This is a genomic window from Sphingomonas bacterium, assembly GCF_903644055.1.
Classification (GTDB): domain Bacteria; phylum Pseudomonadota; class Alphaproteobacteria; order Sphingomonadales; family Sphingomonadaceae; genus Sphingomonas_I.
Genome location: NZ_CAHJXD010000059.1, coordinates 1 through 13,010, shown reverse-complemented (window position 1 = coordinate 13,010; position 13,010 = coordinate 1). Strand labels below are relative to the sequence as shown.

Genomic DNA, 13,010 nt, shown 5'->3' with positions numbered 1-13,010 from the left:
GCGCGCGACCGCGCCGGCCGGCCCCGGCCGCAGCTTGACCAGCGTCAGCGTGCGCCCGCCCGCATCGAGCGTCGTGTAGCGGCCGAGATCGTCGGTGAAGAGCTTGAGCCGCACCTCGCCGCCGAGCCCGTGCGCGCCGGCGATCGCCGCCAGCGTCACACAGGAGTCGTGCGGATCGGCCAAGGCTCAGGCCTCGGCGGTCTCGGCGCCCTCGCTCGGGGTTTCGGCATCGCCACCCTCGGCAGGCGTCGCGGCGGAGACACCCTCGTTGCCCGGCTCGGCGCCATCATCGAGCGCGGGCTCTTCGGCGGCGGGCGTCGCAGCGGCGGCGGCGCTCGCCTCGGCGGCTTCGGCGGCCTTGGTCGCGCGCTCCTCGGCGCGTTCCTTGGCCTTCTCGCCCGGCTCGGCCTTCTTGGGATTGTTGCGCGCGCTGCGCTCCAGAATGCCCGCGGCATCGAAGAAGCGCGCGACACGATCGGTCGGCTGCGCGCCGACCGACAGCCAATGCTTGGCGCGATCGCCGTCGAGCACGACGCGCTTGTCGTCATCCTTGGCGAGCAAAGGATTGTAGGTGCCGATCTTCTCGATGAACGAGCCATCGCGAGGCGAACGCGAATTGGCGACGACGATGCGATAATAAGGGCGCTTCTTGGCGCCGCCGCGCGACAGGCGGATCGAAACGGACATTGGTCTTTTCCTTCTTCTCTGTTCCGTCACCCCAGCGGAGGCCGGGGTCTCATGAGGCGGAGCGTGACGCTCCTGATCGGGAGATCCCAGCTTGCGCCGGGATGACGTGTTTGGTTGGGTTACCGGATTGGGTTTGAACTAACTCACTTCTTCTTCATGAAATTCTGGAAACCGGGGGGCAGGCCCTGCGGGTTGCCGCCGCCGGGCAGGCCGGGAAGCCCGCCGCCGGGAAGCCCCGCGCCCTCCATCATCGCGTTGAGGTCGCCGCCGCCCTTTCCGAACATGTTGGCCAGGCCCTTGAGCCCGCCCATCTTCTTCATCTTCTTCATCATGCCGGCCATCTCCTGGTGCATCTTGAGGAGCTTGTTGACCTCCTGCACCGTGGTGCCCGATCCCTTGGCGATGCGGATCTTGCGCTTGGCGGCGATGATCTCGGGCTTGGTGCGCTCCTTGACGGTCATCGAGGAGAGGATCGCCTCCAGGCGGACGAGATGCTTGTCGTCGGCGGCACCGCTCGCCATCGCCTGCTTCACCTGCTTGACGCCGGGCAGCATCGCCGCGAGCCCCGAGAGCCCGCCCATCCTTTTCATCTGGCCGAGCTGGGCGCGCAGATCGTCGAGATCGAACTTGCCCTGCTCCATGCGCATCGCCATGCGCTCGGCTTCCTCGACCTTGATCGTCTCCGCCGCGCGCTCGACGAGGCTGACGACGTCGCCCATGCCGAGGATGCGCCCCGCGACGCGCTCGGAATGGAATTGCTCGAGCCCGTCGAGCTTTTCGCCGGTCCCGACGAACTTGATCGGCCGCCCGGTGACCGCGCGCATCGACAAGGCCGCGCCGCCGCGCGCATCGCCGTCCATCCGCGTCAGCACGACGCCGGTCAGCGGCACCTGATCGGAGAAATTGGTCGCGACGTTGACCGCGTCCTGCCCGGTCAGCGCATCGACGACGAGCAGGATCTCGGTCGGACTGGCGATGTCGGCGACCGCCTTCATCTCGTCCATCAGCGCCTGATCGACGTGAAGACGGCCCGCCGTATCGAGCATCAGCACGTCATAGCCCTGGAGCTTCGCCGCCTGCAGCGCGCGCCGCGCGATCTCGACCGGGTTCTGGCCCGCGACGACGGGCAGAGTCGCGACATCGACCTGAACCCCGAGCACCGCGAGCTGTTCCTGCGCGGCGGGGCGGTTGACGTCGAGCGACGCCATCAGCACCTTCTTGCCCTCGCGCTCCTTCAGGCGTCTGGCGATCTTGGCGGTGGTCGTGGTCTTGCCCGAGCCTTGCAGCCCGACCATCATCACGATCGCGGGCGGGGCGACATTGAGCTGGAGGTCGGCCGCCGCTTCGCCGTCTCCACCGCCGAGCATCGCGACCAGCGCATCGTTGACGATCTTGACGACCTGCTGCCCCGGCGTGACCGAGCGCAGCACGTTCTGGCCGACGGCTTCCTCGGTCGCCTTGTCGACGAACTCGCGCACCACCGGAAGCGCGACATCGGCCTCCAGCAGCGCGATCCGCACCTCGCGCATCGCCCCGCGAACGTCGGCCTCGGTGAGCGCGCCGCGCCCCCGGAGCTTGTCGAACGTCGCTGAAAGCCGATCGCTCAGGCTGTCGAACATCGAGAATCAAATCCTCAAAATGCCCCAACGCAAGCCGCGCCGGCGGACGAAACCTCGTCGGCCAGCGTGCACGCTCCACAGCGGAGTCGCGCTTGATCGTCTCGTTCGATGGGAACGGATGGCGGGCGAGTAGCCGAAACGGCCGTCGGCGGCAAGCCACCAAGCCCTTGATACTCTCCAGGGGAGGATCTCACGTCCTCAATCCTGCCGCGCCGGCTCCGGCCCGACATGCACGTCGATCGCCAGCGCCTCGTGGCCGCCGCCGGTGCGCAGGCCCGAGAGCGGCGCCGCCTCGCGGTGATCGAGCCCGATCGCGACGCGGACATAATGGTCGGTCGGGCAGCGGCCTTCCGAAATGTCGAACGCGATCCAGCCATAGCCGTCGACATGCAGTTCGGCCCAGCCATGCGCGGCATGGCCGTCGATCGCATCGGGGCGGTAGAAGTGCCCCGCGACATAGCGCGCGGGATATCCCGCCGCGCGCGCGGCGGCGATCAGCACATGCGCCGCACCCTGCGGATCGGCGGCGCCCGCGTCGAAGCAGCTTGCGGCGTCGTGATCGTCGGCGGCTTCGGGAGGACGCGGCTCAAGCCGCTCTTCGATCGATTCGGCCAGCCGGTGCGCGCGATCGAGCGCGCTGCCCTCCTGCGGTTGCGCGGCGACGAAATCCGATATCGCGGCGCCGGGCTTGGTCAGCGGCGTCTCCTGTAGGAAATAGAGCGGCGGCAGCGGCTCGGCGGTGCCGCTCACCATGCCCGCGCGATCCTCGGTCAGCACCTCGCCCGAAACTTCCAGCGTGATGCGATCGATCGGCCCGTCGATGTAGAGCATCGTCGTGAGATTGCCGTAGCCGTCGCGCGTCGGCTTCAGCCGCGCATCGCGATCCACGTCGATCCGCCAGGAGACGATGCTCTGCCCGGCATGGTCCGAAGGCGTCAGCCGCAGGAGCTGGACGAGCCGCGCCTGCGGTTCCGAGAAGCTATATTCGCTGCGATGGCGTACGAACAGGCGCATGGGGAACGTCCACTATTCCGTTCGTGTCGAGCGAAGTCGAGACGCGTTCCACGGTTCGCATTTGGTACGTCCCTCGACTGCGCTCGGGACGAACGAACCGAGGAAGCGTAGAAGAATCGCGCTCACCCGAACCTGAACTGCGCCGCGATCGCCTGCGCGAGCACCGCATTCTCGATCAGGAAGCCTTCGAGATATTCGTGCAGCCCCTGCCCGAACACGCTGTCGATCGAAGTCCGGCCGAGATTGTCGAGCCGGCGGCGCGCCAGCCGGTCGGCCTCGCCCTGCCGCCCCAGCCTTTTGCCGATGAAGGCGAGATGCTCGACCACCTCGACCGCCGATCCCGCGAGGCTGCGCGGCAGCTCGCGCTTGCAAATCAGCATGTCGGCGACCAGCCAGGGCTTCAATTCCTCGCGATACAGCCAGCGATAGGCGGTGTTGGCGGAGACGGTGTGGAGGATCGTCGTCCATTGGTCGCGATCGATGATCCCGCCGACCTTCTCGCCTTCGGGCAGCAGCAGATGATATTTTACGTCGATCAGCCGCGCCGTATTGTCCGCGCGCTCGATCGCCGCGCCGAGCCCCAGGAAGGCATAGGCCTCGTTGCGCAGCATCCGGCCGAGCGCGCCCTCGAATCCGCGCGTCTCGGCGCGCACGCGCTCGATCAGCGCCAGCGTGTCGCGGCTGTCGCCCATGTCGTTGACCCCGCGAAGGCCGAGCCACGCGCGGTTGATCGTCTCCCAGGCGTCGCGGGTCAGCGCGGTGCGCACCGATTTGGCGTTCCAGCGCGCGCTGTCGAGGCAGGAGCGGATCGAACTGGGATTGTCGGGCGCGAGCGTCAGGAAGGCGCTGACCGGCCCCGGCCCCATCTCCCCGCCCGAACCCGCGAACCCCGCCTCGGCGCCGACGACGAGCAAAGCGCTCTCCCACGCGGTCTTGCCCGCGGGTCGCGCCGAAAGCGCATCGAGCCGCAGCGTCGCCTCGATCAGCCGCGCGGTAAACTCGGCGCGCTCGACATAGCGGCCGATCCAGTAGAGCGAAGCGGCGGTGCGCGAGAGCATTAGAAGCCCCCCTCCCCTTCAGGGGAGGGGCCAGGGGTGGGGGAGTCGGGTGAGGGCAAGCGCCAGTGCGAGGCCACAAGCCCCACCTCAACCCCTCCCCTGAAGGGGAGGAGCTTTAGTCGGATTGCGCCGCCTTTCACCGTTGCCACTGCATCTGCCCGCCCTGGCCCTGGCTTTGCCCCTGGCAGGGATCGTCGGAGAGGATCAGGCTGTCCTTGGTGCCGCCACCTTGGCTGCTGTTGACCACCAGCGATCCCTCCTGGAGCGCCACCCGCGTCAGCCCGCCGGGAACGATCTGGACGCCCTGCGATCCGGTCAGCACGAAGGGCCGGAAATCGACGTGACGCGGCGCCACGCCCTGCGCGGTCAAGGTCGGCACGGTCGAGAGCGCGAGCGTCGGCTGCGCGATATAGCGGTGCGGCTCGGCCTTGAGCGCGGCGCGGAAATCCTCGATCTCCGCCCTGCTCGCGGTCGGCCCGACGAGCATGCCGTAGCCCCCCGATCCATCGACCAGCTTCACCACCAGCTTCTCGAGATTGTCGAGCGTGTAGGACAAAGCCGAGGCTTCGCGGCAGCGATAGGTCTCGACGTTGGGAAGCTTCGCCTCCTCGCCCGAATAATATTTCACGATCTCGGGCATGTAGCTGTAGATCGCCTTGTCGTCGGCGATGCCGGTGCCCGGCGCGTTCACCAGCGCGACGTTGCCCGCCAGATAGGCCGCGATCAGCCCCGGCACGCCGAGCAGCGAATCGGGCTTGAAGACGAGCGGATCGATATAATCGTCGTCGATCCGCCGGTAGATCACGTCGACCCGCACGCGCCCCTCGATCGTCCGCATCCAGACGACATCGTCGTCCACCTCGAGGTCGGCGGGCTCGACCAGCTCGATCCCCATCGAATCGGCGAGGAAGCTGTGTTCGTAGAAGGCCGAGTTGAAGTGGCCGGGGGTGAGCAGCACGCACACCGGCTCGGCCCCGCCACGCGGCGCGACCGAGCGCAAGGTCTCGCGCAGCACGTCGGGGTAGCGATCCACCGGGCAGACGTTGAAGCGATGGAAGATCTCGGGGCAGAGCCTGAGCATCGCCTCGCGATTCTCGAGCATGTAGGAAACGCCCGAGGGCGTGCGCGCATTATCCTCCAGCACGAAGAAATCGTCGGCGCCGGTGCGCACCAGATCGATCCCGCAGATGTGCGCGAACACGCCGTGCGGCGGCTTCTGCCCCGCGAGGAAGCCGCGGAACTGCGGATTGGCGAGCACCAGCGCCTCCGGCACGATGCCGTCGGCGATGATCCGGCGCGGCCCGTAGACGTCGGCGAGGAAGGCGTTGATCGCCTGCGTCCGCTGGATCAACCCTTCCTTGAGCCGCGCCCATTCGCCGCTGGTGAAGATTCGCGGGACGATATCGAACGGGATGATCCGCTCGGCGCTGTCCTCGTCGCCATAGACCGCGAAGGTGATGCCGAGCTGGCGGAACGCGGCCTCGGCGGCGCTCTGCCTGCGCTCCAGTTCGTGCGCGGGGGTTTCCTCGATCCACTTGGCGAGATCGCCGAGACCGGGGCGACCGGCGCGGTCGCCGCCCACGCCCCAAACTTCGTCGAAACAATCGTCGGGCATCGGGCTCCTGACATGCGGGCGGCGTGAAGGCGAGACTGCAACGCCGGGCAGCGCTGCGCAAGGATGTTCGGAAAAACGCCGGATCCGGCGCTGGGTTGCGCTACAATCCCTCGCCGCCCACCCAATGCGCGTTGGAAAGCCGCCGCGCGACCGACCAGGTCTGGCGGCGGATGTCGGGCACGGCGACGATCTCCCAGAAGGTGCCGCGCGTCATCGGGCCGATCGCGAGCAGGCGCGGCTGCGGCTTGCCACCGGCATCGATCGCCTCGGACTGGACGGTGACGTCGATGCCGACCTTCATCGCATCTGGCCGGATCAGCTTGCGCGCGAGCATCGCGCGGAGCAGCGGATCGCGGCCGCGCGTGAGATCGCCTTGCGGGCCGGTCGCATTGACGATCCGCCTGGCCTCGATCGCCGCGACCGCGTCCGTCCCGCGCGGGCGATAGCGGACCCGGACCCCGTCGCCGGCGGGTTCGGCGGCGATCAGCTTGCCGGCGAGAATCTCCAGCCGTCCCTCGGCTTGCAGCGCGGCGATGCGATCGGCGATCGACGGGGCGATGCGGTGGCGGTGGACATCCCACCAGGCGCGAAGATGGCGGAGGAAACGCCGGCGCTCCGCCGGCTCGGCGCCGATCCAGAGGTCCTGCGTGAAGGGGCGCAGCGCATCCACCGCCGCGCGCCAGCCGACCGCCTCGGTGCGGGCGCGAACGTGGCGGAGCAGGCCGACGGAGGTGGGCCGGGGCCGTTCCGGTAGCGGCGGTGCCGGTACGACGTCGGCATGGACCCGCGGCAGCAGGCCGCGGCGGGACATTGCGACGATCTTCCCGCAGAAACCCCGCGCATCGAGCGCGAGGACGACATCGATCATCGTCAGGCCGCTGCCGATCACCACCACCGTCTCATCCGGTCCGAGGCCCTCCCCCCAGTCCCCCGCCCAGGGATCGGCGGCGAAACGCTCGAGTCCGAGCAGGTCGGGGTCGATGCCCGGCGGCACGTGCGGGGGCAGGTTGCCGACCGCGAGGATCGCGGCATCGGCGCCGATCCGTCCGCCGCTGGCGAGGCATATCTCGATCGCGTCGTCCCGGACGATCAGATCGATGGCGTCGTCGTGCAGGACGGAAAGCCTTGCGGGCGCGGCCTCGCGCGCTTCCTCCAGCAGGTTCGAGAGATAATCGCCATAGACGAGGCGGGGCGCGAAGCCCGCGCCGATATCGGGACGATGCCGCGCCAGCCAGCGCGCGAAATGACCGGGATCGTCGGGCAGCGCGCTCATGTTGCCGGCGCGCACATTGAGGAGGTGATCGGCGTGCGCGGCCGAATAAGCGACGCCGCGCGCGGTGGTCGGCCGCCGCTCGATCAGCGTCGCGCGGGGGCCGTTGTGGCGGAGCAGGTTGACCGCCTGCAACGCGCCCGAAAAGCCGCCTCCGATGATCGCGACATGCTTGATCCGCACGTTGGCAGCCCCCCTACCAACCCCCTTACCCGAATGCGAAGCGCCCGCCAGAGCCATGCTCCGGCGGGCGCCACAATGCGTTGCCGATCGTCCGAAGCGGTTCAGGCCGCCTGCGTGACGGGCACTTCCTCGACGTCGCGCAGCACATAGCCGCGGCCCCACACCGTCTCGATATAATTGTCGCCGCCGCATGCCAGGCTGAGCTTCTTGCGCAGCTTGCAGATGAACACGTCGATGATCTTGAGTTCGGGCTCGTCCATGCCGCCGTAAAGGTGGTTGAGGAACATCTCCTTGGTCAGCGTCGTGCCCTTACGCAGCGAGAGCAGCTCCAGCATCGCATATTCCTTGCCCGTCAGGTGGACGCGCGCGCCATCGACTTCGACGGTCTTGGCATCGAGATTGACCGCGAGCTTGCCGCTGCGGATGATGCTCTGGCTATGCCCTTTCGAGCGGCGGACGATCGCGTGGATGCGCGCCACCAGCTCGTCGCGATGAAAGGGCTTGGTGACGTAATCGTCGGCGCCGAAGCCGAGCGCGCGAACCTTGGCCTCGGTCTCGCTGGTGCCCGAGAGGATCAGCACCGGCGTGCTCACCCGGCTGACGCGCAATTTCTTGAGCACGTCGTAGCCCGTCATGTCGGGCAGGTTGAGGTCGAGCGCGATCAGATCATAATCGTAGAGCTTGCCCAGATCGAGGCCCTCTTCGCCGAGGTCGGTGGTATAGACGTTGAAGCCTTCGGCGTTCAGCATCAGCTCGATGCTGCGCGCGGTGGTGGGATCATCCTCGATCAGCAATACCCGCATAGTCCTATTCCCTGTTAGCGCCGGAGACGGTCATTCCGTCTTCATCTTCATTAAGATGAACGCAAAAGGTTAACGAGCCTTTAAACATGTTAACGGACACAAAATTCATCTGCGCGCCTGCACATGCTATCGGCCCGCGATGATCCCGACGATCCTTTACGAAGATGGCGAGGCGCTGGTGATCGACAAGCGCGCCGGCCTTCCGGTCGATCCTCCGCGCGCGGGTGGGCCTTCGGTCGAGGCATTGCTGCCGACGCTGCGGCTGGGCTTCGCGCGCGCGCCGTCGATCACCCACCGGCTCGATCGGGATACGTCGGGCTGCCTGCTGCTTGCGCGCCATCCCAAGGCGCAGCGTCGCTTCATGGCGGCGTTCGAGGGGGGGCGGGTCGAGAAGGCGTATCTCGCGATCGTGCACGGCCTGCCCGAGGCGACCGGGGGCGTGATCGATCGTCCGCTCGCCAAGGTCAGCACGCGCGAGGCGGGCTGGCGCATCGTCGTCGATCGCAAGGGCAAGCCAGCGCGTACGCGCTGGACGATGCTCGCCGAGCGCGACGGCCACAGCCTGCTGCTGTTCCAGCCCGATAGCGGCCGCACGCACCAGCTGCGCGTCCACGCCGCGAGCGGGATCGGCCTGCCGATCCTCGGCGATCCGGTCTACGGGAAGGCCGGGCGCACGGCCGAGTCGGCCGGCCTGATGCTGCATGCGTGGCGGCTGACCGTGCCGCGCGACGGCAAGACTCCGATCGCCGCCACCGCGCCCTTTCCCGATCGCTTCGCAGCGTTCGGCTTCACGGATCCGGGCGATGGCGGCTGAGGCGCCCGCTTTGCCCGAAGACGCGCTGGAGGAACGCTTTCTCGCCGCGACCGGCCCCGGCGGCCAGAACGTCAACAAGGTCGCGACGGCGGTCCAGCTCCGCCTCGACGTCTATGCGCTGCGGCTCGCGCCCGACGTGTTCGAACGATTGAAGACTCTGGCGGGCAGCCGCTGGGTGGAGGGCGGCGGCATTCTCGTCGCCGCCCGCCGCTTCCGCACGCGCGAAGCCAACCGCAAGGACGCGCGCGATCGCCTGTCCGCGTTGCTCGCTCAGGCGCACGTCAGGCCGGAGCGACGGGTGAAGACCAGGCCAAGCAAGGCGGCCAAGGCCAAGCGCGTGGAAGGCAAGACGTTGCGTGGCGCGATCAAGCGCGGGCGGGGGAGGGTGGATCTGGAATGACCCCCTTCTCCTGACAATGCGCTAAGGAGCTGCCATGTATCGGTTCGAAATCAACGCCTCCGGCAAATCCCTGCTCTACCGTGACCTCCTTCAGGCATTGGATGGCCTCACCGCAGGCGAAACCGACGCCATCGCCAACATGGCCAATGCCGCGGCCTTGCTGTGGGAATTTCTGCCCGATCTCAACTGGGCCGGCTTCTACCGCACGGTCGATGGCGGGCTGGTGCTCGGGCCGTTTCAGGGCAAGGCGGCGTGCATCCGTATCCCTTTCGGACAGGGCGTCTGCGGCGCGGCGGCGGCGACGCGGGAGACGCAGCGCGTCGAGGATGTCCATGCCTTTCCCGGCCACATCGCCTGCGATGCGGCGTCGGCGTCCGAGCTGGTGGTGCCGATCGTTACCGGGGGGAGGCTGATCGGCGTGCTCGATCTCGATAGCCCGACGCCCGGCCGTTTCGATGCGGAGGATCAGGCGGGGTGCGAGGCGCTGGTCGCGCTGCTCGGCCCGCGGCTCGCGGACCTAGAGTCGAATTCGACGACAGAACAGACCTGAGACGAATCCTCCCCCCGGCAGGGGAGGATCAAGGCATCCCTATTCCTTCGGCGCGTTGAAGCCGAAGTCGAGGAAGCTCGGCACGGGGCCGTTCCAGCCGCCGTCGGGGCCATCGTCGCGTGCTATTTCGCGAGGCACCGGCGCATCGGGGCGCTTCTCGGGCCGAACTTCGCGCGGTGGCCGGGCGCGCTCTTCGTGCCGGGGCTGTTCGCGACCCTTGTCGTTCCGAACCACGTCGTTCCGAACGGCATCGTCGCGGCCGCGTTCCTCGCGGCGCGGCGCGGGGCGGCGTTCGCGCGAAACCCGCGCGCGCTGCGGCTCCCGGATCGCCTCCTCACCGGTTTCCGATGAAGGCGCGGGAGCGGGTTCGGTCCCCGTGCCGACGCGTGCGATCTTGTGCCCGGTCAGCTTCTCGATATTTTCGATCGCCTCGGCGTCTTCGGGGGTGACGAGCGTGAACGCCTTGCCCGATGCGCCCGCGCGGCCGGTCCGCCCGATGCGGTGGACATAATCGTCGGGATGCCAGGGCACGTCGAAGTTGAAGACGTGAGAGACGCCCTTGATGTCGAGCCCGCGCGCCGCGACGTCGCTCGCCACGAGGATATTGATATCGCCCGCCTTGAAGCGGTCGAGCTCGCGGATGCGCTCGGATTGCTCCATGTCGCCGTGGATCTGGCTCGCCGCGAAGCCGCTTTTGCGGAGCGCTTCGGTGAGATCTCGCACCGTCGTCTTGCGGTTCGAGAAGATGATCGCGGTGCGCATGTCCTCGGCCTTGAGGAGCTGGCGCAACGTATCGCGCTTGCCCCGCGCCGAGGTCTCGACCAGCGCTTCCTCGATCAGGACATTGGTGCTGGCCGCGCGCGCGACCTCGACCTGCTTGGGGTTCGAGAGGAATTTGTCGGCGAGCTTCTTGATCACCGGTGGCATCGTCGCCGAAAACAGCAGGGTCTGGCGCGTCGCGGGAAGCTTGGAACAGATCTGCTCGATATCGGGGATGAAGCCCATGTCGAGCATCCGATCGGCCTCGTCGATCACCAGGATCGAGCAGCCCGAGAGCAGGATCTTGCCGCGCGCGAACAGGTCCATCAGCCGGCCCGGCGTCGCGATCAGCACGTCGACTCCCTTGGCGAGCGCCTTCTGCTGATCGCCCATCGACGTGCCGCCGATCAGCAGCGCCATCGAGAGCTTGTGATATTTGCCGTATTTCTCGAAATTCTCGGCGACCTGCGCGGCGAGCTCGCGCGTCGGCTCGAGGATCAGGCTGCGCGGCATCATCGCGCGGCTGCGGCCATGCGCCAGAATGTCGATCATCGGCAGCACGAAGCTCGCGGTCTTGCCGGTGCCCGTCTGCGCGATGCCGATGAGGTCGCGGTTCATCAGCACCGGCGGGATCGCCGCCGCCTGGATCAGCGTCGGCTCCGTATAACCGGATTCGCCCACTGCTTTCAGCAATTCGTCGGAAAGGCCGAGATCGGCGAAGCTCATGGGCGCTCGATGTGGGTCGGGGGCAACGGGAGCGTCACCGCATCCGACAGGCCGCTGCTTGACCGCAATACGCGCCCCAAGTCAAGGCGAAGCAGCTATTTGCCCTCTTTGGCAATCATCGTGCGGAAACGATCGATTTCGCATTCGCCGCCGGCGCGTGAATGGATCACGTCGCGGCCCGCGCAGATCTGGCCGTCAGCGCTGGGCGTCAGGTAGAAGCCGCCGTAGAAATCGAGCGCGGGGCACGAGCTGGCGAAGCGCGCGCGCAGGCGGCCGTTGCCGCGCATGATGAAGTCGACGCTGTTGCCCGCCAGCACCGCCGCGCCGATGATGTTGACGCGCGCGATGCACTTCGGCCCCTTCTTCTCCCTGAGCGTCATGAAGGCGGGGGGCATCGCCGCCGGCTCGGTCTTGATCCGCACGACGACATGGCTGCTGCGGATCGTAAGCTGAGCGATCTCGAAGCTCTCCGTTTCCTCGCGTTCTGCGGCCACGGAGGCATGCAAAGCCGTGGCCGCGAAGAGGGCGGCGATCAGCAGCGCGGTCAAGAATCACCCTTCATCGTCGCGGGAGCGATCGAGCCACGGCCTTTAATGCCGGATGAACTGGCGCCGATGGATCGCGGGCCATAGAATAAGGCGATGCCCGAAGCGCCCTCCCAGAGCCTGCTCGATACGCTGGCGGCGCGGCTCGGCCCGCGCGGCTTCACGCGGGATGCCGATGCGATGGCGCCGTGGCTCACCGATTGGCGTGGGCGCTGCACCGGCGCCGCCGCCGCGATGCTCTCTCCCGGGACGGTTGCGGAGGTCGAGGCGATCGTGCGGCTCGCGGGCGCGGCCGGGGTGGCGATCGTGCCGCAAGGGGGCAACAGCTCGATGGTCGCGGGGGCGACGCCCTCGGCCGACGGCGCCAGCCTGCTGCTGTCGCTGCGCCGGATGCGCGCGATCCGCTCGCTTTCGGCCGAGGACGGCGTCGCGGTCGCCGAGGCAGGAGTGGTGCTCGCCGATCTCCACGCCGCCGCCGCCACGATCGGCCGGCGCTTCCCGCTCAGCCTCGCCGCCAAGGGTTCGGCGACGATCGGCGGCCTGGTTTCGACCAACGCGGGCGGGACGCAGGTGCTGCGTTTCGGTACGATGCGCGCCCTGGTTCTGGGGATCGAGGCGGTGCTGCCCTCGGGGGATCGCTTCGATGGCCTTTCGGCGCTGCGCAAGGACAATCGCGGCTATGATATCCGCCAATTGCTGTGCGGTGCCGAGGGCACACTGGGGATCGTCACCGCCGCCAGCCTCCGCCTCGTCCCCGCCGCCGGATCGCGCACGGTGGCGTGGGTCGGCGTCGATCGGGCCGGGGATGCGCTTTCGCTGCTGCGGATGCTGGAGGCGCGCACCGGCGAGGCGATCGAGAGCTTCGAGATCGTCCCGGACGACGGCCTCGCGCTGGTCCTGCGCTACATTCCCGGCACGCGCGCGCCGCTGGCGGGGCGGCATCGCTGGCACCTGCTGATCGAGGCGA

At 68.1% G+C, this 13,010-nt stretch carries 13 protein-coding genes and 1 pseudogene; 4 read left to right on the top strand and 10 right to left on the bottom strand.

Annotated elements, in window-relative coordinates:
• From HUU94_RS02460 to ctrA, 8 genes and pseudogenes are all read right to left on the bottom strand, one after another.
• Positions 1-183, bottom strand: a pseudogene (locus HUU94_RS02460) (ribosome maturation factor RimM); the annotation flags it as partial.
• A gap of 3 nt (positions 184-186) precedes the next feature.
• Complete coding sequence (gene rpsP / locus HUU94_RS02455; protein ID WP_174273539.1) at positions 187-687, bottom strand: 30S ribosomal protein S16; 501 nt, start codon at positions 685-687, stop codon at positions 187-189.
• A 143-nt stretch (positions 688-830) separates the two neighbouring features.
• Positions 831-2,306 (bottom strand): signal recognition particle protein, encoded by a 1,476-nt coding sequence (gene ffh, locus HUU94_RS02450; RefSeq protein WP_174273538.1) that lies wholly within the window; start codon positions 2,304-2,306, stop codon positions 831-833.
• Positions 2,307-2,504: 198 nt separating this feature from the next.
• The gene (locus HUU94_RS02445; protein WP_174273537.1) at positions 2,505-3,320 is read right to left on the bottom strand and encodes a transglutaminase family protein; all 816 of its coding nucleotides are present in this window, start codon (positions 3,318-3,320) and stop codon (positions 2,505-2,507) included.
• 122 nt (positions 3,321-3,442) lie between these two features.
• Complete coding sequence (locus tag HUU94_RS02440) at positions 3,443-4,378, bottom strand: alpha-E domain-containing protein (RefSeq protein WP_174273536.1); 936 nt, start codon at positions 4,376-4,378, stop codon at positions 3,443-3,445.
• 136 nt (positions 4,379-4,514) lie between these two features.
• The gene (locus HUU94_RS02435; protein WP_174273535.1) at positions 4,515-5,993 is read right to left on the bottom strand and encodes a circularly permuted type 2 ATP-grasp protein; all 1,479 of its coding nucleotides are present in this window, start codon (positions 5,991-5,993) and stop codon (positions 4,515-4,517) included.
• Between the two features lie 100 nt (positions 5,994-6,093).
• Positions 6,094-7,446 (bottom strand): FAD/NAD(P)-binding protein, encoded by a 1,353-nt coding sequence (locus HUU94_RS02430; RefSeq protein WP_368039835.1) that lies wholly within the window; start codon positions 7,444-7,446, stop codon positions 6,094-6,096.
• Positions 7,447-7,547: 101 nt separating this feature from the next.
• Positions 7,548-8,249: a response regulator transcription factor CtrA gene (ctrA, locus tag HUU94_RS02425; RefSeq protein WP_174273533.1), complete on the bottom strand. Its 702-nt coding sequence runs from the start codon at positions 8,247-8,249 to the stop codon at positions 7,548-7,550.
• Positions 8,250-8,388: 139 nt separating this feature from the next.
• On the opposite strand from ctrA, the gene HUU94_RS02420 reads away from it, so the two are divergent.
• From HUU94_RS02420 to HUU94_RS02410, 3 genes are read left to right on the top strand one after another with little or no spacing between them, the layout of a single operon-like run.
• On the top strand, positions 8,389-9,063 hold the full coding sequence (locus tag HUU94_RS02420) for an RluA family pseudouridine synthase (protein ID WP_174273532.1): 675 nt from the start codon (positions 8,389-8,391) through the stop codon (positions 9,061-9,063).
• Entirely contained in the window at positions 9,053-9,463 is a 411-nt protein-coding gene (gene arfB / locus HUU94_RS02415; RefSeq protein WP_174273531.1) for an alternative ribosome rescue aminoacyl-tRNA hydrolase ArfB, read from the top strand. Before HUU94_RS02420 ends, arfB begins: the two co-directional genes overlap by 11 nt.
• 34 nt (positions 9,464-9,497) lie before the next feature.
• Complete coding sequence (locus HUU94_RS02410; RefSeq protein ID WP_174273530.1) at positions 9,498-10,013, top strand: GAF domain-containing protein; 516 nt, start codon at positions 9,498-9,500, stop codon at positions 10,011-10,013.
• Positions 10,014-10,052: 39 nt separating this feature from the next.
• On the opposite strand, the gene HUU94_RS02405 is transcribed toward HUU94_RS02410, so the two are convergent.
• Positions 10,053-11,498 (bottom strand): DEAD/DEAH box helicase, encoded by a 1,446-nt coding sequence (locus HUU94_RS02405; RefSeq protein ID WP_174273529.1) that lies wholly within the window; start codon positions 11,496-11,498, stop codon positions 10,053-10,055.
• A gap of 95 nt (positions 11,499-11,593) precedes the next feature.
• Complete coding sequence (locus HUU94_RS02400; RefSeq protein WP_174273528.1) at positions 11,594-12,046, bottom strand: hypothetical protein; 453 nt, start codon at positions 12,044-12,046, stop codon at positions 11,594-11,596.
• A gap of 93 nt (positions 12,047-12,139) precedes the next feature.
• On the opposite strand from HUU94_RS02400, the gene HUU94_RS02395 reads away from it, so the two are divergent.
• Positions 12,140-13,010 (top strand): FAD-binding oxidoreductase (locus tag HUU94_RS02395; protein WP_174273527.1); only part of this gene is annotated, 871 nt, incomplete at its 3' end.

Excerpts from the sequence above, each read along its gene's own strand:
- HUU94_RS02420 (WP_174273532.1), top strand. The coding sequence starts at position 8,389 with ATGATCCCGACGATCCTTTACGAAGATGGCGAGGCGCTGGTGATCGAC.
- ctrA (WP_174273533.1), bottom strand. The coding sequence starts at position 8,249 with ATGCGGGTATTGCTGATCGAGGATGATCCCACCACCGCGCGCAGCATC.
- arfB (WP_174273531.1), top strand. The coding sequence starts at position 9,053 with ATGGCGGCTGAGGCGCCCGCTTTGCCCGAAGACGCGCTGGAGGAACGC.
- ffh (WP_174273538.1), bottom strand. The coding sequence starts at position 2,306 with ATGTTCGACAGCCTGAGCGATCGGCTTTCAGCGACGTTCGACAAGCTC.
- HUU94_RS02440 (WP_174273536.1), bottom strand. The coding sequence starts at position 4,378 with ATGCTCTCGCGCACCGCCGCTTCGCTCTACTGGATCGGCCGCTATGTC.
- HUU94_RS02410 (WP_174273530.1), top strand. The coding sequence starts at position 9,498 with ATGTATCGGTTCGAAATCAACGCCTCCGGCAAATCCCTGCTCTACCGT.
- HUU94_RS02445 (WP_174273537.1), bottom strand. The coding sequence starts at position 3,320 with ATGCGCCTGTTCGTACGCCATCGCAGCGAATATAGCTTCTCGGAACCG.
- HUU94_RS02405 (WP_174273529.1), bottom strand. The coding sequence starts at position 11,498 with ATGAGCTTCGCCGATCTCGGCCTTTCCGACGAATTGCTGAAAGCAGTG.
- HUU94_RS02435 (WP_174273535.1), bottom strand. The coding sequence starts at position 5,993 with ATGCCCGACGATTGTTTCGACGAAGTTTGGGGCGTGGGCGGCGACCGC.
- rpsP (WP_174273539.1), bottom strand. The coding sequence starts at position 687 with ATGTCCGTTTCGATCCGCCTGTCGCGCGGCGGCGCCAAGAAGCGCCCT.